Source organism: Janthinobacterium rivuli (genome assembly GCF_009208735.1).
Taxonomy (GTDB): domain Bacteria; phylum Pseudomonadota; class Gammaproteobacteria; order Burkholderiales; family Burkholderiaceae_D; genus Janthinobacterium.
In genome coordinates this window covers 48828-73675 of record NZ_WFLJ01000005.1, presented here as the reverse complement: position 1 = coordinate 73675, position 24848 = coordinate 48828, and the positions used below count along the sequence as shown (strand labels likewise).

The 24848-nt window shown below is 64.7% G+C and carries 28 protein-coding genes; 15 read left to right on the top strand and 13 right to left on the bottom strand.

Translation table 11 applies throughout. The annotated features are described in order from the left end of the window. Window positions 1-2 precede the first annotated feature (2 nt). Window positions 3-587 carry a GNAT family N-acetyltransferase gene (locus GCN78_RS07910; protein WP_193316655.1) on the bottom strand — a complete coding sequence of 195 codons (585 nt, stop codon included), beginning with the start codon at window positions 585-587 and terminating at the stop codon, window positions 3-5. Between the two features lie 97 nt (window positions 588-684). Here GCN78_RS07910 and GCN78_RS07905 point away from each other — a divergent pair, with 97 nt between their 5' ends. The 3 genes from GCN78_RS07905 (at window position 685) to GCN78_RS07895 (ending at window position 2382) form a co-directional block, all read left to right on the top strand. Beyond that, on the top strand, window positions 685-1566 hold the full coding sequence (locus GCN78_RS07905; RefSeq protein WP_152251220.1) for a LysR family transcriptional regulator: 882 nt from the start codon (window positions 685-687) through the stop codon (window positions 1564-1566). 101 nt (window positions 1567-1667) lie between these two features. Continuing rightward, complete coding sequence (locus GCN78_RS07900; protein WP_152251219.1) at window positions 1668-1904, top strand: DUF6434 domain-containing protein; 237 nt, start codon at window positions 1668-1670, stop codon at window positions 1902-1904. Between the two features lie 19 nt (window positions 1905-1923). After that, complete coding sequence (locus GCN78_RS07895) at window positions 1924-2382, top strand: hypothetical protein (protein WP_226939522.1); 459 nt, start codon at window positions 1924-1926, stop codon at window positions 2380-2382. A 14-nt stretch (window positions 2383-2396) separates the two neighbouring features. On the opposite strand, the gene GCN78_RS07890 is transcribed toward GCN78_RS07895, so the two are convergent. Further along, a complete protein-coding gene (locus tag GCN78_RS07890) occupies window positions 2397-3449 on the bottom strand; it encodes an NAD(P)/FAD-dependent oxidoreductase (RefSeq protein ID WP_152251218.1) in 1053 nt (350 codons plus the stop codon). Window positions 3450-3468: 19 nt separating this feature from the next. Then, window positions 3469-4014 carry a GNAT family N-acetyltransferase gene (locus GCN78_RS07885; protein WP_152251217.1) on the bottom strand — a complete coding sequence of 182 codons (546 nt, stop codon included), beginning with the start codon at window positions 4012-4014 and terminating at the stop codon, window positions 3469-3471. A 100-nt stretch (window positions 4015-4114) separates the two neighbouring features. Here GCN78_RS07885 and GCN78_RS07880 point away from each other — a divergent pair, with 100 nt between their 5' ends. The 6 genes from GCN78_RS07880 (at window position 4115) to GCN78_RS07855 (ending at window position 7507) form a co-directional block, all read left to right on the top strand. Continuing rightward, entirely contained in the window at window positions 4115-5287 is a 1173-nt protein-coding gene (locus GCN78_RS07880; protein ID WP_152251216.1) for a citrate synthase family protein, read from the top strand. Window positions 5288-5340: 53 nt separating this feature from the next. Then, window positions 5341-5832, top strand: coding sequence for a MarR family winged helix-turn-helix transcriptional regulator (locus GCN78_RS07875; RefSeq protein WP_152251215.1), 492 nt, complete (start codon window positions 5341-5343; stop codon window positions 5830-5832). Between the two features lie 27 nt (window positions 5833-5859). Then, window positions 5860-6312 carry a PaaI family thioesterase gene (locus GCN78_RS07870; RefSeq protein WP_152251214.1) on the top strand — a complete coding sequence of 151 codons (453 nt, stop codon included), beginning with the start codon at window positions 5860-5862 and terminating at the stop codon, window positions 6310-6312. A gap of 261 nt (window positions 6313-6573) precedes the next feature. After that, the gene (locus GCN78_RS07865) at window positions 6574-6831 is read left to right on the top strand and encodes a hypothetical protein (protein WP_152251213.1); all 258 of its coding nucleotides are present in this window, start codon (window positions 6574-6576) and stop codon (window positions 6829-6831) included. A 21-nt stretch (window positions 6832-6852) separates the two neighbouring features. Then, on the top strand, window positions 6853-7143 hold the full coding sequence (locus tag GCN78_RS07860) for a hypothetical protein (RefSeq protein ID WP_152251212.1): 291 nt from the start codon (window positions 6853-6855) through the stop codon (window positions 7141-7143). 64 nt (window positions 7144-7207) lie between these two features. Continuing rightward, window positions 7208-7507, top strand: a complete 300-nt coding sequence (locus tag GCN78_RS07855; protein WP_152251211.1) for a hypothetical protein — start codon at window positions 7208-7210, stop codon at window positions 7505-7507. Window positions 7508-7566: 59 nt separating this feature from the next. Here the strand turns inward: GCN78_RS07855 and GCN78_RS07850 are convergent, their stop codons facing one another. Next, complete coding sequence (locus GCN78_RS07850) at window positions 7567-8586, bottom strand: tyrosine-type recombinase/integrase (RefSeq protein ID WP_152251210.1); 1020 nt, start codon at window positions 8584-8586, stop codon at window positions 7567-7569. A gap of 221 nt (window positions 8587-8807) precedes the next feature. Between GCN78_RS07850 and GCN78_RS07845 the strand changes: the two genes are divergently transcribed. After that, on the top strand, window positions 8808-9830 hold the full coding sequence (locus GCN78_RS07845; RefSeq protein WP_264372679.1) for a DNA-binding protein: 1023 nt from the start codon (window positions 8808-8810) through the stop codon (window positions 9828-9830). 217 nt (window positions 9831-10047) lie between these two features. Here GCN78_RS07845 and GCN78_RS07840 read toward each other — a convergent pair whose 3' ends face one another. Both GCN78_RS07840 and GCN78_RS07835 read right to left on the bottom strand, forming a co-directional pair. After that, a complete protein-coding gene (locus tag GCN78_RS07840) occupies window positions 10048-10599 on the bottom strand; it encodes a hypothetical protein (protein ID WP_152251208.1) in 552 nt (183 codons plus the stop codon). Then, a complete protein-coding gene (locus GCN78_RS07835) occupies window positions 10596-11030 on the bottom strand; it encodes a DUF1801 domain-containing protein (protein WP_152251207.1) in 435 nt (144 codons plus the stop codon). The genes GCN78_RS07840 and GCN78_RS07835 overlap by 4 nt, the downstream gene beginning before the upstream one ends. A 247-nt stretch (window positions 11031-11277) precedes the next feature. Here GCN78_RS07835 and GCN78_RS07830 point away from each other — a divergent pair, with 247 nt between their 5' ends. After that, a complete protein-coding gene (locus GCN78_RS07830) occupies window positions 11278-12201 on the top strand; it encodes a VirK/YbjX family protein (RefSeq protein ID WP_152251206.1) in 924 nt (307 codons plus the stop codon). A gap of 137 nt (window positions 12202-12338) precedes the next feature. Next, the gene (locus GCN78_RS07825) at window positions 12339-13691 is read left to right on the top strand and encodes a serine hydrolase (RefSeq protein WP_193316654.1); all 1353 of its coding nucleotides are present in this window, start codon (window positions 12339-12341) and stop codon (window positions 13689-13691) included. Window positions 13692-13694: 3 nt separating this feature from the next. On the opposite strand, the gene GCN78_RS07820 is transcribed toward GCN78_RS07825, so the two are convergent. The 3 genes from GCN78_RS07820 to GCN78_RS07810 form a co-directional block, all read right to left on the bottom strand. Then, the gene (locus tag GCN78_RS07820) at window positions 13695-14048 is read right to left on the bottom strand and encodes a hypothetical protein (RefSeq protein ID WP_152251204.1); all 354 of its coding nucleotides are present in this window, start codon (window positions 14046-14048) and stop codon (window positions 13695-13697) included. Further along, window positions 14045-15613 carry an EAL domain-containing protein gene (locus GCN78_RS07815; RefSeq protein ID WP_152251203.1) on the bottom strand — a complete coding sequence of 523 codons (1569 nt, stop codon included), beginning with the start codon at window positions 15611-15613 and terminating at the stop codon, window positions 14045-14047. The genes GCN78_RS07820 and GCN78_RS07815 overlap by 4 nt, the downstream gene beginning before the upstream one ends. A 92-nt stretch (window positions 15614-15705) precedes the next feature. Next, window positions 15706-17211 (bottom strand): MFS transporter, encoded by a 1506-nt coding sequence (locus GCN78_RS07810; protein WP_152251202.1) that lies wholly within the window; start codon window positions 17209-17211, stop codon window positions 15706-15708. 63 nt (window positions 17212-17274) lie between these two features. Here GCN78_RS07810 and GCN78_RS07805 point away from each other — a divergent pair, with 63 nt between their 5' ends. Beyond that, a complete protein-coding gene (locus tag GCN78_RS07805) occupies window positions 17275-18171 on the top strand; it encodes a LysR family transcriptional regulator (protein WP_226939521.1) in 897 nt (298 codons plus the stop codon). Between the two features lie 2 nt (window positions 18172-18173). On the opposite strand, the gene GCN78_RS07800 is transcribed toward GCN78_RS07805, so the two are convergent. Continuing rightward, window positions 18174-18740 carry a helix-turn-helix domain-containing protein gene (locus tag GCN78_RS07800; RefSeq protein WP_152251201.1) on the bottom strand — a complete coding sequence of 189 codons (567 nt, stop codon included), beginning with the start codon at window positions 18738-18740 and terminating at the stop codon, window positions 18174-18176. A gap of 80 nt (window positions 18741-18820) precedes the next feature. Here GCN78_RS07800 and GCN78_RS07795 point away from each other — a divergent pair, with 80 nt between their 5' ends. Beyond that, window positions 18821-19351: a GNAT family N-acetyltransferase gene (locus tag GCN78_RS07795; protein ID WP_152251200.1), complete on the top strand. Its 531-nt coding sequence runs from the start codon at window positions 18821-18823 to the stop codon at window positions 19349-19351. 27 nt (window positions 19352-19378) lie between these two features. Here GCN78_RS07795 and GCN78_RS07790 read toward each other — a convergent pair whose 3' ends face one another. From GCN78_RS07790 to GCN78_RS07780, 3 genes are all read right to left on the bottom strand, one after another. Further along, entirely contained in the window at window positions 19379-20563 is a 1185-nt protein-coding gene (locus GCN78_RS07790; protein ID WP_413465202.1) for a low temperature requirement protein A, read from the bottom strand. A 53-nt stretch (window positions 20564-20616) separates the two neighbouring features. After that, the gene (locus GCN78_RS07785) at window positions 20617-21570 is read right to left on the bottom strand and encodes a 2-hydroxyacid dehydrogenase (protein WP_152251198.1); all 954 of its coding nucleotides are present in this window, start codon (window positions 21568-21570) and stop codon (window positions 20617-20619) included. 113 nt (window positions 21571-21683) lie between these two features. Further along, the gene (locus tag GCN78_RS07780) at window positions 21684-22301 is read right to left on the bottom strand and encodes a hypothetical protein (RefSeq protein ID WP_152251197.1); all 618 of its coding nucleotides are present in this window, start codon (window positions 22299-22301) and stop codon (window positions 21684-21686) included. 283 nt (window positions 22302-22584) lie between these two features. Here GCN78_RS07780 and GCN78_RS07775 point away from each other — a divergent pair, with 283 nt between their 5' ends. Next, a complete protein-coding gene (locus GCN78_RS07775; RefSeq protein ID WP_152251196.1) occupies window positions 22585-24795 on the top strand; it encodes a TonB-dependent receptor in 2211 nt (736 codons plus the stop codon). The last annotated feature ends 53 nt before the right edge of the window (window positions 24796-24848 follow it).

The following is a 24848-nucleotide window of genomic DNA, read 5'->3' as shown; positions in this document are numbered from 1 at the left end:
CGTCAGCCACGGTCGCCATCCTTGTCATCCACCACAGCGGACACTGCGGGCGCGTCGAGTTCGCGCAGCATGACGACGGATACTTGCTTGAAGCCACGGCCCTGGAAGAAGGTCTGCGCCGTCAGGTTGTGCGCGCCGCATTCGAGGAACAAACGGGCGATGCCGTGGTTGCGCAATTCGCTTGCCACCCACTCCACCAGCTGGCTGCCGATGCCGCTGCCGCGCACGGACGGCAGCAAGACCAGGTCGTCCAGCGCGGCGAACGATTTCGAGGCGCGCTGGCGGGTGTCGATGGAAACGAGCGCCATGCCGACAATGGCATCATCCGACGTGGCAACTGCCAGCAGGGTCGAATCGCCATGCGCCCAGTCGTGCGACAGGGCGGCGCGGATTTCGCCGCGTATCACCTCAGGCAAGTCCGCGCGCCAGTTGCCGGGCGCATCGGCGCGCTCGCCCTGCAGCTCCGAATGGGAGATATAGTCGGCGCTGACATTGTCAAGATATAACTTGCACAAGGTATCTTCGGCGGTGGCGTCGTGACACCAGGCAAAGCTGATGGCGGGGGAATTGGCTTGGGCGTTTTTCATGGCGGATCTCGTGTTATTGAACATGTAAAAGCATTTTATGTCGCCCTGGAATGGCATTCAAGTTAAAATCCATCTGTAAAACAGATAGGTTGATGCCATGCACTGGACTTTGGAACAAATGCGCTACTTCGAGGCGGCCGTTGCGGCCGGCTCTTTCTCGGGCGCGGCGCGCCGGCTGGGCCGCGCCCAATCGGTGGTCAGCACCTCGATCGGTCTGCTGGAAGCGGAATTCGGCGTGGAACTGTTCGACCGTTCGCGGCGTAGCGCCGTGCTGACGGAAGCGGGCAAGGTGATGCACCTGGAAGCGTGCGAACTGCTGCGCCAGGCGGAGCGCTTGCAACTGCGCGCCCAGCTCTTGAGTGCCGCTCCTGAAGCCCAGCTGACCCTGGCGCTGGACGAAGCCCTGCCCTACCTGGCCATCAGCACCCTGGTGAAGGAACTGGCGGCGCGCTACCCGGCGCTGGAACTGGTGATGCTCAACGCCACGGCGTCGGAAGTGGCGCAGTACGTGGAGCAGCAGCAAGCCGACGTGGCCTTCCACTTCGACCGCGGCCCGATATCTCCCGTGCTGGAGCAGCAGCACATCGGCAGCGTGGCGCAAGGCGTGTTCGTGGCCAAGGGCCACCCGATGGCGCACGGTCAGGAAGTGAGCCGCAACGAGCTGACCCGCTACCGCCAGCTGATCATGGATTCCGACCTGAACCGCGAACACGCCTTCAGCCCAGCCGTGTGGTTCTCCGACAGTTTCTACAGCATCGCGGAAATGGTCGCGGACGAGCTGGGCTGGGCGATTCTGCCGCTGAACATCGCCAATTACGACAACTACAAGGGATATCTGCAGGAAGTGCCCTGCCCTGCGCTGGCTTTGTCGCGCTTGCCCGTGCGGCGCTTATCGATTCATGGCAAGAAACTGAGCGAGACGAGTTTGTGGCTGACGACCAGGCTGGCGGAGTTGCTGGCGGATGGGCCGAGGGGGTGACGCGTGCTGCGCTCGTTCTGCTCATTCAATGAAGGAAAAGCTGGCGCGGACATTTCGATGGCATGAGAATATAGCCAAAAGATGAAACAAAGGGACACAGCATGAATGTCAATTGGCATGGCGACCTCATCACCCGGCATACTGCCGTCGACGCCCACTATAAAAACACGCAAAACGTCCGGCGCTTCCTGTTGGAGCAGTGCGGTCCCGAATTCAAGCTTGACCGTGATTTCATGGCCTGGATAGGCGATGGCGTCGCCAAAACCATGGGCGATGTCGCGGATGAATGGACGCGTCGGCATCTTCCAGCCGCTTGTGCGCGAATAAACAAATATTAATAAGTACTGAAAACTTTACATGATTCATTCAACCGTCGTAAGCAACTGGTTCGCCATGGCGAAAGACGATGCCGTGGAGATCAATCCCGACGACATCAATCAAGAAGCCAGAACCAATATGTGGAGCTTTTCGCCCACGGACGAGGAGACGCCGCAGATTCATGTGGCCGATATCGTCGAGTTCATCGGCCAGGTGATCGTGGCCCGCAGCAGCGCACTCAAAGGCGAGGACATGCTGTTCTATTGCTGGCACGATGCGCAATGCCGCCAGCTGCGCTTCAGCCTCGTGTCGCGCTCGCATGGGCGGCTGCCGTTTCGCTGCGCGCTGCGCGAAACGCAGGATCTGGCGTTGATCGCCGACCGCGTGGTGAACGGGGACTGGCGCAACGAGCACTATATGCAGGAGCCGTCGGAGGAAGGCGATGAGCAGGAGCCTGCGCCGTTCATCCTGCCCGTCTTTGTCGTGCCTGTGCCGTAGGAATCAGCGCACAGTCACGCCAGGAAACGCGCGGGCCGGCAAGCCTCCAGGGCTGACGCTGGCTCGCCAGTGACGATTTCCCCGCTGGCCAGTTGGCCCACGATGCCTGCCAGCACCACGCCCGGATGCATGGCGCACACGTACACGCCTTCCACCTGCGGCAAGTAGCCGATGACGGGCACGCCATCGGAGGGCATGGGGCGCAGGCCGATGCAGGCGAACTCCGGCGCGATGGCCTCGGCGCCTTCCAGTTCATTGCGGATCGCGCCAGCCGTGCGCTGCGCGATGGCGGCGGGCTGGTTTTCCGGCGCGTCGTCCAGGTAATCTTCCGCAGCCAGCATGGTGCCGTCTTCGGCCTGCCGCACTTCCATGACATGGCTGGAAATAATGCCGCGCACGAGACCGGGCGGCGCCTGATAGCGTAGAAAGATGGCGGGCGAGGCGTGAATCGGCAAGCTGGCGCCCAGTTTCTGCGCCAGCGCAGCGGTACCCGTGCCTGCCGCCAGTACGATCATATCGGCCTCGATGAGGCCCGTGGCCGTTTCCACGCCCGTCACGCGACCGTCCTCGACGGCAAAGCCCAGCACGGGCGTCTGCGTGAGGGCCGTCGCACCGAGCGCCCGGGCCGCCGCCAGCAAGGCGTGCGTCGCGGCGACGGCGTCGAGGGCGCCCTGCTCCGGTTCGTACACGGCCTGTGCAGGCGGCTTCCGCAACTGCGGTTCCAGCTGGGCGATGCGGGGTCGGCCTACCACTACGGACTCGGGCGACACGCGCCCATCCTGCGTGCCATACGATAAGGCGCCATGCCAACGCGGCGTCAAGCCAGGCACGTGCGTTTCCAGCCGGCGCCAGGCGGCGATGGCGCCGCCGCGCAGGGCCGCGATGGGGTCGGGCCCCGCGCAGGACGCGTTGATCCAGGCAAACGAGGTGCCCGTCACGCCGGAAGCGATGCCGCCCGCCTCGACGACGGTGACTTGTGCACCTTTGCTGGCCAGGTGGTAAGCGAGCGACGCGCCGACGATGCCGGCGCCGATGACGATGATGCGTTTTGAGGCTTCCTGATTCATATCTGGCAACTTTGCATATTTAACATAGGGCAGAGTCTACCCCAGCCGCCCGCAAAGCCAGCGCAAACCGGTGGCCATCGACGGCCTTGCCAGCCACCAAGGCAATATCGGGCACGGCCGTTCCCTGCACGAAACCGCAGCGCTCCAGCACGCGGATCGACGCCGCATTGCCGTCGATGGCATAGGCGCACAGGTTGGCCAGCCGCCATTCGTCTTGCGCCAGATCAATTAAGTGGCGTAGCGCGGCCGTGGCCAGGCCCTTGCCCGCCTGCCGCTCGCCGATGCGGTAGCCGACTTCGGCCGTCTGCGCCTGCCCGTCAATATCCTTGAGGTTGGCGCGCCCGATCAATTGCCCGTGCTCGTCGACGATGACGCAGGGGTGCATGCACCCCTGCGCGTGCTGATCCAGGAATTGCGCGACGTGCGCGTGGATGCCGTCGATGCTGTAGAAATCGTCCGGGCGCCCGTCGATATGGCGCTCGAACCAGGCCCGGTTGGCTTGCTCGAAGGCCAGCAGTGGCGCGGCGTCGTCTCGGCGCAGGGTGCGAATGGTAAATGTGCTCATGCAGACTCCTGGAAAGGCATCAGTCTAGTGAGGCGCCACCCGGGCCGTCAATCTTGATTCCATCAATCAATATAAAGTGACAAACGCTACAATGGCCGCCATGAACAACGATCTGTCCGCCCTTGACGCGGCGCGCCTGCTGGGCGTCAGCCTGCCCACCCTGTATTCCTATGTGAGCCGGGGTTTGCTTGCGTCCGTCAGCAATGGTGCATCGCGCCGCAAGCGCTATCCGCAGGAAGACGTGCTGCGCCTGGCGGCCCGTAAAAATGACGCAAAACGGGGCGGCCAGACGGCCGTGGCCGCCATGCACTGGGGCTTGCCCGTGCTGGAGACGCGCATTTCCCACATTCTCGATGGCCGGCTGCTGTACCGGGGCCGCGATGCGACGGCGCTGGCCCGGCACGCCACGCTGGAAGCTGCCGCCGGCCTGTTGTGGGACGATGGTGAAAATGACTATTTCCGGCAAGACGCGCCCATCCTGTCGCCAGGGCTGGCCAGCGCGCCCGATGCGCCGCCGCTGGCGCGCGCCATGCTGGCCATGGCCATGCTGACGACAGCGGACATGCCGCACGCGCTGCACTCCGGCCCGGTACTGATGCGCCTGCTGGCCGCCGCCCTGCTGCAGACGGCACCATCCGCCCTGCCGCTGCACCGGCAACTGGCCAATGCGTGGAACGCCGATGCGAACCAGACTGAATTGCTGCGCGCCACTCTCGTGCTGCTGGCCGACCATGAATTGAATGCGTCGACCTTTGCCGTGCGCTGCGTGGCGTCGACGGGTGCCAGCCTGCCGGCCGCGCTGGGCGTGGGCTTGGCGGCCTTGTCCGGAGACAAGCACGGCGGCGGTAGCGCGGCGGCCCGGCGCATGCTGACGCAGGCGCTGGCCGGGCCGGACGCCAGGGCAGCCATCGGCAAGTACTACGCGGCCATCGCGCCGGCATTCGCCGGTTTCGGCCATCCGCTGTATCCGCTAGGCGACCCGCGCGCCGCGTATCTGCTCGAGCGTTTGGCAGCGATGACGCACGGGTCCCCGCAACTGTCCGCCATCCTGGCCGCGTGCGCCACGGCGGGCGAGTTGCTCGAAGTAAAGCCGAATGCCGACCTGGCGCTGGCCGCCATGGAACTGGCGTTTGATTGGCCCGAGGGCGCGGGCATGAGCGTGTTTGCGCTGGCCCGCTCGGCCGGCTGGATCGCGCATGCCGTCGAGCAGGCAGACAGCGCGGCGCTGATACGCCCGCGCGCGCGCTATATCGGATGCCCACCGCGCGACTGAGCGACTGACAATTTACGCTTGATTTATTACGCATACGTAGTAGTATACTTCGCATGCGTACCAATACCGCCCCCACCCCAGACCTTTCCGATGCCGCGGCCTGTCCGCTGGGCGAGCGTTCGCCGCGCCTGTTCAATCTGCTCAACCTGGCGCGCCAGAACCTGTTCCGCTCGGCCGATGCCGTCTTCACCAGCGAACTGGGATTTTCCGGCACCCAAGTGGTCGCCCTGTTCGCCCTGAAGGGAGAGGAAGGCTGCCAATTGAAGGATCTGGGGCGGGCGCTGCAACTGAAAAACTCGGCCGTCACGGGCCTGGTGGCGCGCATGGAAGAAAACGGCCTGATCGTGCGCGGCCAGTCGGCGCTCGACGCGCGCGCCGGCACCCTGCACATGTCGCCCAAGGGTGGCGAGGTGCTGGCCGCCGCCCTGCCCCTGCTCGACAGCCTGAATGAACAACTGAAGCAAGGTTTCAGCGAAGAAGAGCTGGCCGTCGTCGCCCGCTTCCTGCTGCACGCTTCGCGCCTGCGTTTCCAGCAAGACATTTAACCCATCCATCCCCCCACAGGAGTTAGCATGCACCCCAACGACATGACCGGCTTGCAACTGATGCAAGCTTTCGCGCAAGGCCTGTTTCCCCGCCCCGGCATTTCCAAAACCATGCCCATGGATGCGCACACGATCGAGCATGGCAGGGTCGTCTTCACGGCGACGGCGAATGAAAACCACGCCAATCCCATGGGCGGCGTGCACGGCGGTTTCGCCGCCACCGTGCTCGACACGGTCACGGGCTGCGCCACGCACACGGTCTTGCCTGCTGGCGAAAGCTACGGCACGACGGACCTGAACATCAAGATGTGCCGCCCCCTGCCCTTCAACGTGACGGTCTACGCGGAAGGCAAAGTCATCAATGCGGGACGCAACCTGGTCATTTCCGAAGGCACGATCCGCGACGAAGCCGGCAAAGTCTACGCGCACGCGACCGCCACCTGCATGATCATCCGCCCCCGGGAACAAGCGGCCGCATGATACGGCCCGGCAGCATCGCGGATGCCTGGCAGATGCTCGATACCTGAATTCGACCGGCGGCGCAATGCCGAGGATGGCTGCTTGTATAGCTGGTTCGGCGGCATGCTGCCAGCTATCCCGCCATGCTCCGGTCTTTTGCTTTTCAAAAGAGCAACAATGCCATACACTGCAGCATTCTGGCAGGCCGCTATCTGCCAGAAGCGGCAGCCCGCCAAGGTAAGAACTGAAGCATCACTTCGTTGAATTTTTGGAGCAACCATTGTGGGTGAAATAATTGTTCTGCAAATTTCTGATAATGAGGGCGTGGACTTGAATGGCGTAAAACTACGTTCAACAAGTGATGTTGCGGAAGCTCTTGAAAAAATGTGTCCCGAAAAATCGGGCGTGACCGTTTCTATCGAGGCCAGCGATTCGATATACTACGATTCTATCGGCAAGGCTATTTACGGAAGCCACCGGGCTGGCTTTTCAGGTGAACGATTACGCCTACTTGTCGATGGCAAGCCTTTGGAAACCTGACCTCAAGGCGTCAAGCTCATTTTGACTGAGGCTGCTAAATCAGTCGCAGTTGTGGCGAATCGGTACATCACCGGCGCGGCGACGGCCGAGGAAGTCATTGCTGAGCGTGTACGCCTCTGGCGGGCAATCGAAGGACGCGATCAATCGGACGAGCCAGATGTTTTAAAAATAAGAACTGCCATCTGCGTCTTGCATCCCATGGATATTGGCGCTCCTGCCGAAACATTGGAGTATTTTTTTGAATTTTGGCGGCGAGGAGGCTTGGCGCAGGCTGAGCTTAAAGCCGCTGTTCACAACAAGTATGGAGTTTGAAATGGCTTCTGTCGCCCAGGTCTCGCCTTCGGAATTCGAAATGAATCCCTTTATTTGAGGTCAAATGCTGGCTAAAAAGATCGCCTTTATTGTCCTCGGCTTCCTGGTTGGCATCGCATTCGATATGGTGCCTCATGCGGTTGAGGTCGTTGCAAAGACCAACGTGTGTCGCGAATCATGCTCCAACTCGCTAAAAATCGTGTCAGTCGTCATCTATGCGATCTTGCCAATAACATGGGCTGGACTCTTGGGGATCGTGATTGGACAGCCCCGCGCACAACGAATACTGTTCATCAGCGCCCTATTCTCTCTGCTGATCATGGCAGTATTCACCTGGCTTCTCTACCAGCAGCAGCACCCATGATTATCATCAGGAGCTCCGTCACCTGCTGAAGGCGCGCTGCAAGGTCTTGCCGGACGCCCTCAGCCCGTCGGCTTCTTCTTCGCCTTCAATAAACTCCCGGCCGCATTCTCTTCGAAGCGCCCTGCCTCCTCTATATAGCCATACACGGTGCCGTCGTGGCGCCAGCCGCCCTGGCGTTTGATGGCCTGGAAATCGGCGCCTGCCCGGTGCGCGCTGGTGGCCATCCCCCGGCGCAGGCTGTGGCTCGATAGTTCCGGCACGTAATCGAGCGCCGCCAGCCTGGCGCAGCTGGCCAGGATCGTGTTGATGCTGCTCGCGTGCAGCGCTTTCGCGCTCACATGGCCCCACTGATTGACGGGGCGCAACAGCGGCCCCGTGCGGATGTGCGCCGCGGCCAGCCAGGCGCGCAAGGCCGTGGCCGGGCAGCAGACGCCATCGCCAAATGGGATCGCCTTGACGATGCCCTCCCCCAGCTGATCCGTTTTCGAGCGGGGCAAGGTGATCACCATGCCCTGCGGCTCCCAGCTCACGTCTTCCACCGCCAATCCCGCCAGTTCGCTGCGCCGGAAACCGCCAAAAAATCCCAGTTGCAGCAAGGCGCTGTCGCGCAAGGCCTTGACGCTGCCCAGCGCGGCCAGCCTGGCGACGATCAGCTCCAGGTCTTCCAGCGGCAAGGCCTTGGCCTTCTTCTTCGGCTTGCCGTGCAGGCGGGCGATGCCGGCCAGGGTCTTGCGCACGGTGGGCGTGGATGCCGGGTCGGCAAAGCCCTGATACACATGCCATTGCGACAGGGCCGTCAGGCGCAGGGCCAGGGTGCGCGCGTTCAGGCTGTCCGCATACGCCATCAGGTAGCGGATGACGGTGGACTCGTCGGCGGGCAGCGCCGCTCCCCAGGCCTGGTAGTGGCGGATGGCGGAACGGTAGGTGCGGCGCGTGTTGTCCGACGTGGCGGCGGCGAGAAACGCCTGGTGGCGCGCGGCCAGCTCCGCATCGATCAGGGCGCCGTGTAACGGCACAGGAGCCAAGGCGGCGCTTTTGGGCGCGGCGACACGGCGTTTGGAAAGGGGCAAATCGGGCATGGAATCGCTGAAATCGGGCTGGTGTACTGGGAAATACGCAGAATAGCATGCAAACCACCCCCTTAACACACGATAAGCAACCTTATCGCAGCTTATATTTTTCAAATATTCTTAAAATTTATATCGTAATATTATGCGATATTACGTATCATGTAATACGTTACTAAATTTCGCTCATAGGTGATTTTATGGCCCGCACCGGCATTTTGTACTCTGATGTTATGAAAGCAGCCCAAATCGTCGCTGCCGATGGGCGCAATCCCACGGTCGACAGCGTGCGCGAAGCGCTGGGCAGCACGGGCAGCAAGAGCACCATCGCTCCCCTGCTGAAACGTTGGAAGGAAGAGTTCCAGGGCGTGGGCGCCGTCAAAACGGAAGCAGGCTTGCCGGCCGAACTGATGGAGGCGATGCGTGGCGTGTACGACAAGCAGCAGCGCGACGTGGCGCAGCAGCTGGAAACGGGCATGCGGGAAAACCGCGTCGAACTGGACGCCGCGCTGGAGAAGTTGAAGAAGACGGAAACGGAACGCCTGAAACTGACGGAGGCGCGCGCCGCTCTCACCCAGGAATTGCGCGCCACCCAGCATGCGCTGGCGCAACTGAAGGAAGAACACCATTTTCGCGCCGTCACCCTGGCCACCTTGCACAGCGATAACGCGGGCCTGACGCAGCGCCTGGCCGACCGCGGCGAGGAAATCGCGGCCCTGAACCGCCAGCTGGCGCAGGTGCGCTCGCAGTTCGACCATTACCAGGAAGCGGCCGCCGCCCAGCGCAGCGAGGAGCGCGCGCAGGCGCAGCAACGTATCAGCCGGCTGGAACAGGAAAATGCGCAGCTGCAGCAGCGTGTGCAAGGCCAGCAAGCGACGCTGGTGCAGCAGGACATGCGCCTGGCGCAGTTGCAGACGGAGCACACGCGCTTGTCCGGCGAAGCGGCGGCCGACCGCGCGGCGCTGGCCACCGTGCGGCCCGAGCGCGACCAATTCGAATATCAATACCTGCAGGCGGCCGCCTCCGCCGACGCCCTGCTGGCCAAGCTCGATACGGCCCTGCTGGCGCTGAACGACGCCAAGGTGGCGCTGGCCGCGCAAGACCGCCAGCTCGACATGCTGGCGGAACAGTCCCAGACATCACAGCAGAAGGTGGAAAGCCTGGCGCAGGAGCGCGATGGCTTGCTGCGCGACAATGCCGGCATGGCGGCCAGGCTGGCCCTGCTCATGGATGGCAAGGCGAAGCGCGATGTTTGAACCCGCCGACATGGGCTGGGAACTCCATGCTGAAAACTATCCCTGCCCGGCACGGTAGCCCACACGTATCCACGCACCCATGGCGTCTACACCGCCGTCACCAGCGACTTCGACCCAGCCCGCGCGCGCATAACAGGGCCAGGATGGCGCTGCAGGAGACCGTGTCCGCGCTGGAGCAGGGACGAATCAGTGGCACGGCTGGCGCACTGTTCCTTCGCTACAGGCGACGGTTCAACACGCTGTCGATATCGTGGGTTTTCAGTTCCACCTGCAGTGTGCCGTCTTGCAGCCAGTAGCCGTCGCCTCCCCGTTGCAGGGCATCCAGATCAAGCGTGCCCAGCGCTGGCGGGATGACGTCGGCGAGCAAGGCCGTCACGTCGTCCCATGCCGCATACAACAGCTTCAGATACCAGCCATCGTCATGGGCAAAGGCGAGGAAGCGGCTGCGCAAGGCGGGCAGCGGCGCGAGCGGACCCCGGTGGTCGAGCGTCGCGGCCACGTCCGCGTCCAGCGAGGCCGGCGCTGCGCCGCGCCAATCGGCCCAGGCATGGCTGCCCCAGGCGGACATGTCTTCATGCGCCAGGGCTGGCAGTTGCTGCCGCCCCAGGGTCTGGAAGGCGGCGGGCTTCTTGATCGTTCCCGCACTGCCCCTGCGCAGCACGATGCCGTCCGCGTGCCGAAGCGCGGGGATGACATCCTTGAATTCGATGCCGGAAGCGACCAGCATGCGCTGGATCGGGTCGTGCCAGATATATAAATAGTGTCTCAAACAGAAGTCCGTTTTGGTTTCGGCGCCGTGTTCAGCGCCACGGCGGCGCGTATCAGCGCCTTGAACGCCTCGGTGTCGAGATGCTCGCCTTCGTGCAGGTCGATGGCCCGGCGCGTGCTGCCGTCCAGGCTGGCATTGAACAGGCCAGCCGGATCGGGCAAGGCGGCGCCCTTGGCGAAGGTGAGTTTCACGGCCAGCTTGTAGGTTTCGCCCGTGCAAATCATGCCCGCATGCGACCAGACGGGCACGCCGCGCCATTTGACTTCCTCGACCACTTCCGGGTCCGCCTGGCGGATCAGCGCGCGCACGGCGGCCAGGGTCTTGCCGCGCCAGTCGTGCAGGGACGCGATCTTCGCGTCGATCAGACTGCTAGCGGACTGCGCGCTCGCCGCGCCCTCGTCGGGCTGCGTGCCTGGCTCTGTTTTTTTCATGGCGTGATCTCCTTTCCTGGCCTGCCTGTCCCCGTGCGCGTTTGCGTAACACCCGAGGGCTCCATCCTAGCACCTCCCCGCCCCGGCGCGCATCCGTTTCCAGTGGTGCCAGATACCGCGGCTGGCTACGGGGCCGGACTGCGGCCGAGCAATCGTCCACTTCTTAATATGAAATTCACCTGGCCCACGTAGCATTCAGATTGGCAAGGCTCTCATTGTGCAGCGCCTGCCCTTTTCCGGCTGAATCATGAATGACATCGCTTTACCCCTGCGCCACGGCGCCGCCGTGCCACCCGCCGTGCCACCAACCTCCGCCAGCGGCCACCGCCTGAAAGCGGCGCTGGGCGCTCTCTTCTTCCCCCGCCAGCGCACGCGCTGGCAAGCTTTTCTCGGCAGCATGCCCGGTCTGAGTTCGCTGGCGCAGCTGCATCCCTGCCTGCGCTTCAAGATTTACCGGCCATACGCGTCGCGCCAGCTCGGTTGCGCGGATAGACTGGTCTTGCTGGAAGGCCATTACCGCTTCCTGTGGCAGGCCGGGGCACGCTCTCTGGTCGAGCGGGCCGCGTGCCAGCCCGTGGTGCTGGCCGCGTTCGAAGGCAAGGATGGGGCGCTGTACCGCTTGCAGCTGACGGCCATCCACGACAGCCACCGCGAAGGCGAATTGTGCCTGCGCCTGACGCGCGATGGCCAGCCTCTGTACCTGGCCAGCTTTTTGTTCGTGCCGCGCGCCGATGGCGTGTCCCTGCAGCTGGGCGCGCTACAAGGCTTGCGCAGCGAGGCGGGCAAGCTGGCCGTCAAGCAAGCCACGCGGGCGCTGCACGGTTGCCGCCCGAAAAACCTGATGGTGACGGCCCTGCGCGATTTTGGCGATTTTTTTGCCTGCAATAATCTGTTTTTGATCAGCAATGACAACCGCATCGCCCTGAATGCGCGGCGCCGGCGCCATATCGCCGCCGATTACGACCTGGCGTGGCAGGAATTGCATGCCTTGCGCATGCGCGACGGCAATTATCACTTGCCCTGCGCGCCCTACCGGGCACCGGACCTGGCCGACGTGCCGTCAAAGAAACGGGGAGATGCGCGCCGACGCGGCCAATTGCTGCAATGCATGTCCGCCGACATGCGCGCGCAGCTGGCGTGCCTGCTGGAAGCGCCGATGGCTGAACATTGAGCAAACGCAAGCGTTGACATACCAGCAAACATAAAACTCAGGCAACCTTCATGTTCGGCCCGTATCCTTCACCAGGCATGCCAGCCGCCTTCCGCAGACGCCGGCGTGCCTTCGATCCACTCTGGACAAGGTTAACCATGACACCCGCTTTCGCCCTCCTTCCCCTTTGCCTCGCCGGCGGCGCCGCCCTGGCCGCGCCCATGCTGGACGACGCCGTGCGCCAGCGCGCGGAAGCGCTCACGCGCACGGGCATGCACGCCAGCATCGTCATCGCCGTGATTGACGGCAAGGACAGCGCCGTCTACGGTTTTGGCAGCGTGCATGCAGGCAAGAACATCAAACCGGGCGCCGACACCGTCTACCAGATCGGTTCCGTCACCAAGACCATGACGGCCTTGCTGCTGGCCGACGCCGTCGTCGAGGGCAAGGTGAAACTCGACGCGCCCGTGGCGGCATTCTTGCCGGGCTATACGGTGCCTGCCTTCGACGGCAAAACGATCAGCCTGCTCGACCTGGCCACGCATTATTCTTCGCTGCCGCGCCTGCCCGACAACTTCGCGCCGCAAGACCCCGCCAATCCGTATGCCGATTACACGGCGGCGAAGCAGCGGCAGTTTCTCGCCGCCTACCAGCTGCCGCGCGCGCCGGGCACGACATTTGACTACTCGAACATCGGCTACGCCGTGTTGGGCACGGCCCTGGCCGAGCAGGCCGGCAGCAGTTATGAAGCGCTGCTGCAAAAGCGCATCGCCGTGCCGCTGGGCATGCGTTCCACCTCAAACCAGCCCAAGCACGGCATGCTGGCGCGTCTGGCGCCCGGCCATTTGCTGTCTGGCGAGCCCACGCCCGCCTGGGACTTGAACGTGGTGGCGCCGGCCGGCGGCGTGTATTCGAGCGCGCGCGACATGGTCGCCTACCTGCAAGCGTATATGTTCAAGCCGCTGCGCCCGTATGCGCTGGCGATCCAGCCGCAGCGGCCGGTTGCGCCGGACGGCGACACGAAAATCGGCCTGGCCTGGCTGCTGGAACAGCGACAGAGACACGGCTACGCCTGGCACAGCGGCCAGACGGGCGGCTACAGCAGCTATGCGGCGTTCACGACGGACGGCAAGCGGGGCGTGGTGGTGTTGACGAACACGGCGCGCGATGTCGACGCCCTGGGCTTGTCCACCTTGCTGCCCGGCACGCCCTTGCCGCCGCTGAAAAAGCCGCAAACGGCCATCGAAGTGCCGCGCGCCGCCTTGAGCGAGTACGTGGGCGAGTATCCAATGGGCACCGATTTCACCTTGACGGTGACCCTGGGCAAGCGGGGCCTGGAAGCGGCCGGCACGGGCATGGGCTCGGCGCCCCTGTTTGCCAACGCAAAAGACCAATTCTTTTTCCGCGCCATCGACGCGGAACTGGTGTTTACGCGCGATGCGGCGGGCAAGATCGCCAGCGCCGTGCTCAAGCAAGGCGGGCAGGACACGGTCTTGCCGCGCAAACCGTAGCGTTCAAGCTGCCGGGTCCTGCATGAATTGCTCGACCCGCGCGACAAACTCCGCCTTCCTGCGCGTGCGAAACTCGCCCAGGAAGGCGTCGCTGCCCTGGACGATCTTGCCGTGGCGGTCGTATGCCACCTTGCCCATCTCCAGCACGAATTCGCCCTGCGGATCGTCTTCCGGCTCGAAATGCGAATTGAAGCAGTAACCGGTATCCCGGCAGCTGCCCCACAGCAGCAATGCGCTGCTGAACCATTGCATGGTGTCCGGCCCCGGCTCCACCTCGAACAGGGTGTTGACGGTGATGTGCCAGCCGCCGGGTACGCGCAGCGGCTGCAAGGGAGAGGGAAAGCGTGGCTGGCTCATGTGGCAGTCGGCATGCGGCGGGTGGCGTAAAAACCGAGGAATTCGGCGGCCGGCAGCGCCTTCGCGAACAGCCAGCCCTGACCGAATTCGACTTTGCGTTCCAGCAAATAATCGGCTTGCCGCTGCGTTTCGATGCCTTCGGCCACGATCAGCATGTTCAGGGTGCGGGCCATGTCGATGATGTGCGGCGTGACGCTGCTGGTGGCCGCGTCCGTGCCGATGGTGTCGACGAAGGATTTGTCGATTTTCAAGGCGTCGAGCGGCAGGTTTTGCAGGCTCGACAGGCTGGAATAGCCGGTGCCGAAGTCGTCGATGGCCACGGCGTGTCCGCGCGCTCTCGCCTTTTCGATGGTGGCGCGCGCCGCTTCCACGTTGATGAAACCCCGCTCCGTCGCTTCCAGCCAGATCTGCTGCGCCTCGATGCCGGTGCCGGCCAGGGCACGCTCGAGCACGTCGAGCACCCTGCCCGTTTCAATGTCGCTGGCGCACAGGTTGATGGCGATGTGCAGCTCGCGGTCGGCCAGCAGCGCGGCGCGCATGTCGGCGATGACGCAAGCGATCACCTGGTCGGTGATAGGCAGGATGAGTTCGCTTTCCTCGGCCACGGGGATGAACAGGTCGGGCCGTATCATGCTGCCATCGGGACGGCGCCAGCGGATCAGCGCCTCGGCGCCCACGCACACGCCCGTGTCGAGCGCGATGATCGGCTGATAATGGACAAAGAATTCGCGCCGCTCGACGGCCGTTTCCAGTTCGCCGCGCAGCGACAGGCGGCGGCGCGACAGCCACACGACGATGCCGACGATGAAGGCGGCCATCAGCAGGCCCAGCGGCAAGAGCAGCAATTGTTCGCGCCGCAGCCTGTCGTTCAGCTTGCTGCGCGGCTCGATCATGACGGCCGTCAAGCCGTCGCGGTACAGCGTCGCATGGATGCTGCCATCGTGCGTGAGGTCGCCCGCCGTGGGTTTTCCGGCAAGCAAGGCCTGCACTTGCGCCGGATCGGGATGGTGCAAGGTGTCGAGCACGCCTTCCCTGCCGATGGCCACGGCCATCTGGATGTCGCTGTCGACGATGACGTCGGAAAAGCGCACGGGATCGATCAGCACCTTGTAGGCGCGGTAGGACAACCCCACCATGCGCTTGCCGCCACTGACGACGGGGCGCAGGTTGAAATCGAGGCCCATGCCATTGGCCAGCGTGAAGTCGGCGGGCGTGATGGCGATGCGCGTCTCCTCGATGCCCGTGGAGGTGCATTTGAGCAAGCCGTTTTCCACATAGCCGATATCGTCGATGCTGCGCGTGGTCATGGTGATGCGGCGCAATTGCTGGATATGCGCTTCCGAGCACGGCGCCAAGTCCAGCGCATCGGCGCTGCGCAGGGCCATGCTGGCCGAGGCGATGGAACGGTGGGCGCGCTCGAGCGCGTAACCGGCCAGCAGGCGCAGGCGTTCTTGCTCGCCCTGCTCGGCGCGCACGGAGGACAGGTAAAAGGCCAGGCTCAGGGGAGCGGCCACGCCGATGACGGCCACCAGTACGCTGGTGATGATGATGCGTTTTCTGCGCATAGGATTACCTGCGGTAGTTATATGATTGCCATGTATTGCTCGATGGCATCATATTACAAGTGCGGGCGGCGCACGCTGATATTACTAAACAGTTACACTTTTCCCGTTGTTTGCACGGGTCGCGCCAGCACGAAGACCAGCGCCGCCGCCACGGCCGCCAAGCCGCCGGCTAGGTACAGCACGCTGGCAAAGCCGTCGATGAAGGCGTGGCGCGCCGCTTCCTGCGCCACGGCCTGCAGCGCGGGCGGCAGCTGGCCAAAGGCCTCGGCCGCGTTGCCGGCGACGATGCGCCCGATCATTTCGGGCGACGCCTTCAAGCCGTGCAGCCACGCCAGTTGCTCGAACGAGGCCGCCGTGCGCATGGCCAGCACGGCGCCCAGCGCGCCCACGGCCAGCACGATGCCGACGAAGCGCGTGGTGGTGCTGATGCCGGAACCCATGCCCGTGCGCTCGCGGGGGATGCAGGCGAGGATGGCTTTTTGCGTGGTGCCGTTGAGTAAACCCGCGCCCGCCCCCGTGACGACCATGCCGGCCGCCACCCAGCCGTACTGCAGGCTGGCGGCGGCAAACGCCGTGGCCACGTTGCCGACGGCGACGATCAGCAAGCCTGTGACGAGAATGCCGCGGTCGTCCAGATGGCGCATGGCGCGCGGCGCCAGACGCGACAGCACCACCATGGCGACGGCAAACGGCAGCATGGCGCAGCCGGCCAGCACAGCGGAAAAGCCGAAGGCGTTCTGCAGATACAGCGGTAAAAAGGTCATCATCACCTGCGCGGCGATGGCGTAGCCGAACATGCCCAGCACGGCGCCGACGAAGACGCGCCGGCCAAACAGGGATAAATCGACCATGGGGGCGCGCTGGCGCCGTTCCACGGCGATGAACACGGCCAGCAGCGCCGCGCCGGAGATAAAGCGCAGCATGGTGGCGCGGCTGGACCAGCCCGCCACGCTGGCGTCGATGAGGCCCCAGATGATGCAGAACAGGCCGGCGGAAAACAGCAGCGCGCCCAGCGGATCGAAGCTGGCGTTGGACGCATCCTTCGATTCATCCACGTGCCGGCTTACCAGCAACATCAATATGGCGACGACGGGCAGGTTCAGATAGAAAATCCAGCGCCAGTTGATGGCGCTCGTCACCAGGCCGCCCAACAGGGGCGCCACCGTCATGGCCACGCCCATGGCCGCGCCCCACACGGACCAGGCGCGCGCCCTCTCCTTTTCCGCATGAAAGGTGTGGCCGATGACGGCCAGCGCGGACGTGAGCAGCAAGGCTGCGCCCAGTCCCTTGACGGCGCGCGCCACGTTGAGCACGAACGGCGTCCACGCCAGGCCGCACAGCAGCGAGGCCAGCGCGAACACGGCCAGGCCGCACAGCATGACCCTGCGCCGTCCCAGGCGGTCGGCGATGCTGCCGGCGGGTAGCAGGAACGAGGCGAACGCCAGCATGTAGGCGCTGACCACCCATTCCACGTCGACGAAGCTGGCGTTGAGCGAGCGGGCGATCGAGGGCAGCGAGACGGCCACCACGTTGGTGTCGAGCATGATCAGTGCGCACACGCCCGAGCACGTATATAAGGTCCAGTCGGTATTCTTCATGCCTCGATTGTAAGCAGGCTTGTATTATTTCCTGTTATAAGATGAGCGGCTTATAATTCACCCATGGTGAATACAGAAAAAGAGATGGAACTGCGGCATTTCCGCTGCGTGCTGGCCGTCGCGCACAGCCTGCACTTCGCGCGGGCCGCGGCGGAACTGGGCATTTCGCCGCCGGCGCTGACCAAGCAGGTGCAGGAAACGGAAAGCCTGCTCGGCACGCGCCTGTTCCAGCGCAGCAAGCGCGCCGTGGCCTTGACGGCCGCCGGCGAGCTGTTCGTGCTGGAAGCGGCGCGCGCGCTGGCGCAGCTGGCGCAGGCGCAGGAAGTGGCGCGGCGCGCGGGCCGGGGCGAACTGGGACGGCTGGCAATCGGCTACGTGGCCTCGGCCGCGTATGCCGGCGTGCTGCAAGACCAGTTCGCCCGCTTTCGCGCCAGTCATCCCGGCATCCATATCGGCGCGCGCGAATACCCGATGGATGCCCTGCCCGGCTTGCTGGACCAGGGCCGGGTGGATCTGGCCTTCGTGCGCCCGCCCCTGCACTTGCCGGATGGGCTCGACAGCGTCGTCTTGCTGCGCGACCGCTTCGTGCTGGCCGTGCAGGCGGACAGCACGCTGGCCCGCCCCTGCGTGATCGGGCCGGCCGCGCTGGCGCAGCAGGCGTTCATCGTGCCGGAACAGGAATTGGGCACCCTGGAAGTGAGCCGGCGCGGCGGCTTCTCGGCGCAGGTGGTGTCGCGCCCCGGCAGCCTGGTGGCCGTGCTGACGGAAGTGTCGCTGGGCGTGGGCTGCGCCATCGTGCCCCACTCCGTGATGGCCAGCGTGCAATTGCCCGGCGTGGTATTCCGCGAACTGGCGGCGCCGCAGATCAGCTCGGAGATCGCCGCGGCCTTCCGCCGCCACGAACAGGCGCCCGCCGCGCGCGCCTTCATCGCCCAGTTGCGGGCGGCGGCGCTGGCTTAGCCTTAGTTCTTCAATACCGCCACGGCGTAGGTGCAGGCCGTGGCCGTTTCATTCTTGAACACGCAGTCGGCCGGCGGCCCCAGTTCCAGACAATCCCCCGCGTCCAGCACGTGGCGGGTGTCCCCTTCCATGAAGACGAGGCTGCCGCTGAGCGACCAGATCAATTGACGCCGCGCCACATAGGCGGCGGCCGGCATGGCCACCACGGCGCCCGGCGGCAAGGTAATATGCACGAGGTCGAGCGGCATGTCGGACGCGGGCGACACGTGGCGCCGCACATAGCCGCTCTGCGGGTCGATCCACACGGGCTGCTCCGCCTGGCGCAGCAAGCGCCCTGGGCGCATCTCGGCGCGGGCGATCAGTTCGGACATGCTCAGGTCGAAGGCGCCCGACAGGCGCGCCAGCAAGGTGGCCGTGGGGCTGCAGTCGCCCCGCTCCACCTTGTGCACCATCGCGCGCGACACGCCCGAGCGGGCCGCCAGCTGCGTCAGCGACCAGCCCAGGTTTTCCCGCTCGAGGCGCACCCTGGCGCCGATACGCTGGTTCAATTCATCTGGTTTAGTGGACATTTATAAAATTTTATTGGACAAGTTTCTGATGGCAATCTATGATTTGTCCATTATAGTAGACGCTTGGCAAGGAGAGCAACATGCAGATACGCGATGCCCATGCGGGCGACATCGAAGCCATCACGGCCATCTACAACGATGCCGTCAGCAATACTTTAGCCATCTGGAATGAACGGACGGTGGATGCGGCCAATCGCGCCGCCTGGCTGGCCGACCGCGAGAAGGCCGGCTATCCGGTGCTGGTCGCCATCGATGCACAACAACATGTGGCCGGCTACGCCTCGTTCGGCGACTGGCGCCCGTTCGAGGGCTACCGGCATACCATCGAGCATTCCGTGTATGTGCGCGCCGACAGGCGCGGCGCCGGCGTCGGCAAGGCCTTGATGAGGGAGCTGATCGTGCGGGCGCAGGGCTTGGGCAAGCACGTGATGGTGGCGGGCATCGAGGCGGGCAATACCGCCTCGATCGCCCTGCACAAGCAGCTGGGTTTCGAGGAAGTGGGCTTGCTGCGCCAGGTGGGTACCAAGTTCGGCGCCTGGCTGGACCTGGCGTTCCTGCAGCTGCAGCTCGATACGCGCAGCGATCCGGACGGCATCGCGCCGCCCGGCTAAGTTCAGGCAAGTATCAGGGATAGCGCATCAAGGATCGATTTCCGGCGGCGGACGGCGCAGCGCCATATGTTCCCATACGGCCACCAATACCAGCACGCAGCTGGTGATGCAGGCCAGGGTCAACGGAGCATACAGGCGGCCGTAAGCCATCGGGATCAGCGCCAGGATGATCAAAATGCCCAGCAGATGCGACAACGGCGGCGCGGCGCGGTCGCTGCTGACCCATTTGAATAGCGCATTGCCCAGCAGATACAGGATCGGGCCGCCCAGCAAGGCGCTGATGCCGGCGAAGCTCGCCTCGTCCGGGTGCACGAGGGCCAGCTCATCGGCCACGGCGGAAACGATCACGCCGCCCACGATCAGCACGTGGATATATGTGTAAGCCTTGCGCGCGATGCGGCCCGGGTCCTTCGAGTGGGCGATGCGGTGGTGCCCCGCCTCGGCGCCCGTGTCAAAGTAAATCCACCACATGGCGATGCTGCCGACCAGGGCCGACAGGAAGCCCAGCCAGTTGGCGGCCGTCCATTCCAGGCCCGCGAACGTGGCGCCCGTCACCAGCAGGGATTCACCGAGGGCGATGATGACGAACAGGCCGCAACGCTCGGCCATGTGGTTGCCATCGACATCCCAGTCGGCCGTCGTCGAGCGGCCCAGACCGGGTATGCCGAACAGCATCCATGGCCCGGCCAGGTCTATCGCCAGGGCCAGCGCCCACCAGAAAATGCGCTGTTCGGGCGACGCTATACCGCCGGCGATCCAGAAAATGCTGGACAGCACGGCCCACAGGGCGATGCGCTGGAAATTGCGGCGGCGCGCCAGCGCTTCATGGCGCACGGCCCACCAGGCGAACAGGGGCCGGCCCACCTGCATGGCCACATAGGCGCCCGCGAAGCCCAGGCCCCGCGTGCCGAACGCTTCGGGAATCGAGGCCGACATGATCAAGCCGCCCAGCATCAGGGCGAACAGGCTGATGCGCACGGGAATGCGCTCGGGATCGAGCCAGTTGGTGATCCACGAAGTAAAAATCCACACCCACCAGACGGCCATCAGCAACAAGCCCGTCTGCAGCCAGCCCATGGCGCTCAGATGGGCCAGCAAGCCGTGCGACAGTTGTGTGACGGCAAACACGAACACCAGATCGAAGAACAGCTCGATCATGCCCACCTTGCCGCTGTCCTGCCCGCCGCGCGTGCGCAACAGCGATTTTGTCAATTCCATAGCTACTCTTTCATTCAAGCTTGATTAAAACGTTTATCTGCGAACTTTTATAGTTTGACTGGCGTCAACAAGGGCAAGCCGGCGAAGTGCGCGGCCAGGTTGTCGACCACCAGTTGCCCCATCGCATACCGTGTCTCCACGGTCAGGCTGCCCACGTGCGGTGTCAGCACCACGTTCGGCAAGGCGCGCAAGGCGTTGGGTACGCGTGGCTCATCCGTGAACACGTCGAGGCCGGCCGCGCCCAGGTGGCCATCCTGCAAGGCGGCGATCAGGGCGTCTTCGTCGATGAGGGCGCCACGGGCGATGTTGATCAGGGTGCCTTGCGGACCGAGCGCGTCGAGCACGCTGCGGTCGATGATCTTGCGCGTGGCGGGCGTGCCCGGCGCGCAGACGATCAGATAATCGCTTTCCTGCGCCAGGGCCAGCAGGGAGGCCGCGCGCGGCACGTCGGTGCCGGGAATGGCGCGCGGCTGGAAGTAGCGGACCTTGATGCCGAAAGCGGCCAGGCGCAGCGCGATGGCCTGGCCGATCTGGCCGAAGCCGAAGATGCCGGCCGTCTTGCCGCGCAGGCTGGACGCGGGGGCGATGGCCTCGCGGCGTTCCCAGCCGCCGTCGCGCACGAAACGGTCGAGCGCCACGATGTGCCGCGCGCTGGCCAGCAGCAAAGCCAGCGCCACGTCGGCCACGTCGTCCGTCAGCACGTTCGGTGTGGTGGTGACGGCGATGCCGCGCTGGCGGGCCACATCGAGCGCCACGCCGTCGAGACCGACGCCATTGACGGCGACGATTTCCAGATGCGCCAGCATGGCCATGTCGCCGGCGTTCAAGCCCAGCGCGCCCGTCGTGACGACGCCGCGGATGGCCGGCGCCCGTTCCGCCAGCCAGGCCTGGCGCTCGTCCGCCGGCACTTGCCAGGCGCGATGACACGTGTATTGCTGTTCCAGCTGCGCGTTGACGGCAGCCGAGGGGCTGGGGGCGAGGATGAGGAGTTCGGCTGGCATGGGCGTCCGGGTTGGTGTCGACAGGATTTGCAGACGCAACTTAGCATATTTGACGCCCGCCCGGGGACCACCGCCCCGCAATCGCCGCGATAACCGTGCGCCCTTGCCGGTCTTTAGCCGGGGCAAGGCACGCGTTTGACCTTGCCGCCCGTCCTGGCCGGGTCGGCGCCCGCGCCCGGGTTCGCGTCCATGCCAAAGCACTTGGCGCCGCCGGCGCTGACGACGCGCGTGACGGGCCGGCCATCGGCCGACAGGACTTCCTCCACGCGGATGACGGGGCCGCCGCGCCAGGCGGAAGCAAGCAGCTTGTGGAAAGTGTTCTCGCTCTTGAGGTCGGCATTGGCCAGCCAGGGCTGGTCTTGCTTCAGCTCGCCGCGCAGGGCCTTGTCGGCGGCGCCCGCGGCCAGCCGGGCGCGCGTGCGCAGGTCCGCGCCGGTCGGCGCCATGGCTGGCCCTTCGGGCAATTCCTCGGCGGGCATGGTGATCGCCTGCGCCGTCACGGCAGGCAGCTCAGGGACGGCGGATGGCACGCTGGCCCGCGCGCGCGGAGTAGGAACCGGCATGGGCAGCGGCAAGGCCAGCGGCGGCGCCGGCGTTGGCCGGGGCGGCAGCAGGGTCATGAACGCCACTTCCGTGTATTGCTTGAGTTGCCGCGCCGGCAGGAGCAGGAAATACAAGCCCAGCGCGTGCATGGCCAGGATCAGCGCGACGGCCGCGCTTCTCAAGCTCAAGCCCCGCCGTATGCGCATAAAGGCGGACTGTCGATGGCGGTGCAAGGGCATGCGGTTTCCTGTGGGCGCCGGGCGCGATGGCCCATTCTAACGAAACCGGGCAACAGGCATTGATCAATCCACAAGGTATCGTCTGGCGCGCCCTTTTTCACCAGATTCCAGTGCCTGCTGCAGTGAATGTTGTACGCATGGCGATTTTTTTGCCGCTTTGTCACACTTTCCCACGCATCTTTCCCCGCTGGAATATAATGATAATCATTCTCATTCATATCCTGACCATACCATGCGTTCCTTCCGCCTCGTCCCTACCCCCTTCGCCCTGGCCGCCTTCCTGCTGGCCAGCAGCGCCGCCCACGCCCAGAACACGCCGGCGGACGGCGTCACGCAGACCATGCCCACGGTGCTCGTGCATGCCTCGGCCGATGCGTCGGCGGAAGGCTTGTCCAAAGCGTATGCGGGCGGCCAGGTGGCGCGCGGCGGGCGCATGGGCTTGCTGGGCAACGTGGACATGATGGACTCGCCCTTCGGCAGCACCAGTTATACGCAGCAATTCATCGCCGACCAGCAAGCGCGCAGCGTGGGCGATCTGCTGCAAAGCGATCCGGCCGTGCGCATGTCGCGCGGCTATGGCAATTTCCAGGAAGTGTATGTGATCCGCGGCTTCGCCCTCGATTCGGACGACGTGGCCTACAACGGCTTGTACGGCGTGTTGCCCCGTCAATACGTATCGCCGGAACTGCTCGAGCGCGTGGAAGTGTTCCGTGGCGCCAGCGCCTTCCTGAATGGCGCGGCGCCGGGCGGCAGCGGCATCGGCGGCGCCATCAATCTGATGCCCAAGCGTGCCGGCAACACGCCGCTGACGGAACTGACGCTGGGCGTGGAATCGGGCGGCCACGCCTATGCGGCCATCGACGTGGCGCGCCGCTTTGGCGAGCAGCAGGAATTTGGCGTACGCGTGAATGCCGCCAAGCGCCAGGGCGAGACCAGCATCCGGCGCGAAGACCACGACGTGGGCATGTTTTCGGTGGGCCTCGACTATCGCGGCCGCGGCTACCGCCTGTCGGCCGATGCCGGCTACCAGAATTTCGATTTGACGGCGCCGCGCCCTTCCATCAGCACGGGCAGCCTGACGAGCTTGCCTGGCGCGCCCGATGCGTCGAGCAACTTTGCCCAGCCCTGGAGCTATTCGAAGGAGCACGACGTGTTCGGCACGGCGCGCGCCGAAGTGGACCTCGCCAAGGATGTGGTGGCCTGGGCCGCGTTCGGCGGCCGCTCGACGAAGGAAGCCAACAGCCTGGCCCAACCGACGTTGGGCTCGCTCAATGGCGATGCCAGCGTGTACCGCTTCGACAATGCGCGCAAGCAGGAAATCCGCACGGGCGAACTGGGCATTCGCGGCAAGCTCGTGACGGGGGCCGTCAAGCACACCCTGGTGGCCAGCTGGTCCGGTCACTGGAACGAAGCGAAGAATGCGTATGCGATCAGCGACTATGCGGGCTTGCCGACGAATATCTACCGTCCGCTGGACGTGGCCATGCCGCCCACCCTGCCCGCCAACTCTGGCGGCGTGATGAGCGACCCGCGGCTGACGCAAAAAACCATCCTCAGCAGCTACGCCGTGGCCGATACCATGGCCTTCCTCGACGACCAGCTGCTGTTGACCGTGGGCCTGCGCCGCCAGCAGATCCGCGACGCGGCGTACGCCTACGGCACGGCCGTGCAATATTCCAGCTACGACAAGAGCGCCACCACGCCCGTGGCCGGAATCGTCTACAAGGCCAGCAAGAACGTGTCGCTGTACGCCAACTACATCGAGGCGCTGGTCAAGGGTCCCGTTGCCAGCGGTAGCTACTTTGACGGCGAGAATGACCTGCCGTTGAGCAACAAGGGGGAAGTTTTCTCGCCCTACAAGTCGAAACAGAAGGAAATCGGCGTCAAGTATGACGGCGGCAGGCTGGGCATGAGCGCCTCGCTGTTTTCCACGCCCAGGCCTTTGCCGGCCGTGTTCGGTTCGCGCGCCACCCTGTCGGGCGAACAGCGCAACCAGGGCCTGGAACTGTCCGTCTTCGGCACGCCGGTGGCGGGCGTGCGCCTGCTGGGCGGCCTGACCTGGCTCGATACGGAGCAGCGCAACACGGACAAGCCGGCCAACAATGGCAAGGATGCCATCGGCGCGCCAACAACCCAGCTCAGCGTGGGCGGCGAATGGGATGTGCCGGGCGCGCCGGGTCTGTCGCTGAACGCCCGCACCGTCTACACGTCGACACAGTATGCGGATCTGGCCAACAGCAAGCAGCTGTCCTCCTGGACCCGCGTCGACCTTGGCGCGCGCTACCTGACCCAGGTGGCGGGTCATGACGTGACCTTGCGCGCGCGCATCGACAACGTGGCCGACCGCAGCTACTGGGCCTCGGCCGTCTCCTCGTTCGACGCCGGCAGCCTGGTGCTGGCCGCGCCGCGCACCTTTGTCGTGTCGGGCAGCGTGGCGTTCTGATTCGCCCGCGCCTAAGCTGCCCCCTCCCCGGGCAGCTTCGCGTGCGCGCCTTT

Bases quoted from the DNA above. Each gene is read 5' to 3' on its own strand.
- GCN78_RS07825 (WP_193316654.1), top strand. From the start codon at position 12,339: ATGACACCCGCTTTCGCCCTCCTTCCCCTTTGCCTCGCCGGCGGCGCC.
- GCN78_RS07805 (WP_226939521.1), top strand. From the start codon at position 17,275: ATGGTGAATACAGAAAAAGAGATGGAACTGCGGCATTTCCGCTGCGTG.
- GCN78_RS07775 (WP_152251196.1), top strand. From the start codon at position 22,585: ATGCGTTCCTTCCGCCTCGTCCCTACCCCCTTCGCCCTGGCCGCCTTC.
- GCN78_RS07815 (WP_152251203.1), bottom strand. From the start codon at position 15,613: ATGCGCAGAAAACGCATCATCATCACCAGCGTACTGGTGGCCGTCATC.
- GCN78_RS07870 (WP_152251214.1), top strand. From the start codon at position 5,860: ATGCACCCCAACGACATGACCGGCTTGCAACTGATGCAAGCTTTCGCG.
- GCN78_RS07845 (WP_264372679.1), top strand. From the start codon at position 8,808: ATGAAAGCAGCCCAAATCGTCGCTGCCGATGGGCGCAATCCCACGGTC.
- GCN78_RS07820 (WP_152251204.1), bottom strand. From the start codon at position 14,048: ATGAGCCAGCCACGCTTTCCCTCTCCCTTGCAGCCGCTGCGCGTACCC.
- GCN78_RS07905 (WP_152251220.1), top strand. From the start codon at position 685: ATGCACTGGACTTTGGAACAAATGCGCTACTTCGAGGCGGCCGTTGCG.
- GCN78_RS07835 (WP_152251207.1), bottom strand. From the start codon at position 11,030: ATGAAAAAAACAGAGCCAGGCACGCAGCCCGACGAGGGCGCGGCGAGC.
- GCN78_RS07810 (WP_152251202.1), bottom strand. From the start codon at position 17,211: ATGAAGAATACCGACTGGACCTTATATACGTGCTCGGGCGTGTGCGCA.
- GCN78_RS07910 (WP_193316655.1), bottom strand. From the start codon at position 587: ATGAAAAACGCCCAAGCCAATTCCCCCGCCATCAGCTTTGCCTGGTGT.
- GCN78_RS07850 (WP_152251210.1), bottom strand. From the start codon at position 8,586: ATGCCCGATTTGCCCCTTTCCAAACGCCGTGTCGCCGCGCCCAAAAGC.
- GCN78_RS07785 (WP_152251198.1), bottom strand. From the start codon at position 21,570: ATGCCAGCCGAACTCCTCATCCTCGCCCCCAGCCCCTCGGCTGCCGTC.
- GCN78_RS07890 (WP_152251218.1), bottom strand. From the start codon at position 3,449: ATGAATCAGGAAGCCTCAAAACGCATCATCGTCATCGGCGCCGGCATC.
- GCN78_RS07855 (WP_152251211.1), top strand. From the start codon at position 7,208: ATGCTGGCTAAAAAGATCGCCTTTATTGTCCTCGGCTTCCTGGTTGGC.
- GCN78_RS07885 (WP_152251217.1), bottom strand. From the start codon at position 4,014: ATGAGCACATTTACCATTCGCACCCTGCGCCGAGACGACGCCGCGCCA.
- GCN78_RS07880 (WP_152251216.1), top strand. From the start codon at position 4,115: ATGAACAACGATCTGTCCGCCCTTGACGCGGCGCGCCTGCTGGGCGTC.
- GCN78_RS07900 (WP_152251219.1), top strand. From the start codon at position 1,668: ATGAATGTCAATTGGCATGGCGACCTCATCACCCGGCATACTGCCGTC.
- GCN78_RS07795 (WP_152251200.1), top strand. From the start codon at position 18,821: ATGCAGATACGCGATGCCCATGCGGGCGACATCGAAGCCATCACGGCC.
- GCN78_RS07830 (WP_152251206.1), top strand. From the start codon at position 11,278: ATGAATGACATCGCTTTACCCCTGCGCCACGGCGCCGCCGTGCCACCC.
- GCN78_RS07875 (WP_152251215.1), top strand. From the start codon at position 5,341: ATGCGTACCAATACCGCCCCCACCCCAGACCTTTCCGATGCCGCGGCC.
- GCN78_RS07800 (WP_152251201.1), bottom strand. From the start codon at position 18,740: ATGTCCACTAAACCAGATGAATTGAACCAGCGTATCGGCGCCAGGGTG.
- GCN78_RS07895 (WP_226939522.1), top strand. From the start codon at position 1,924: ATGATTCATTCAACCGTCGTAAGCAACTGGTTCGCCATGGCGAAAGAC.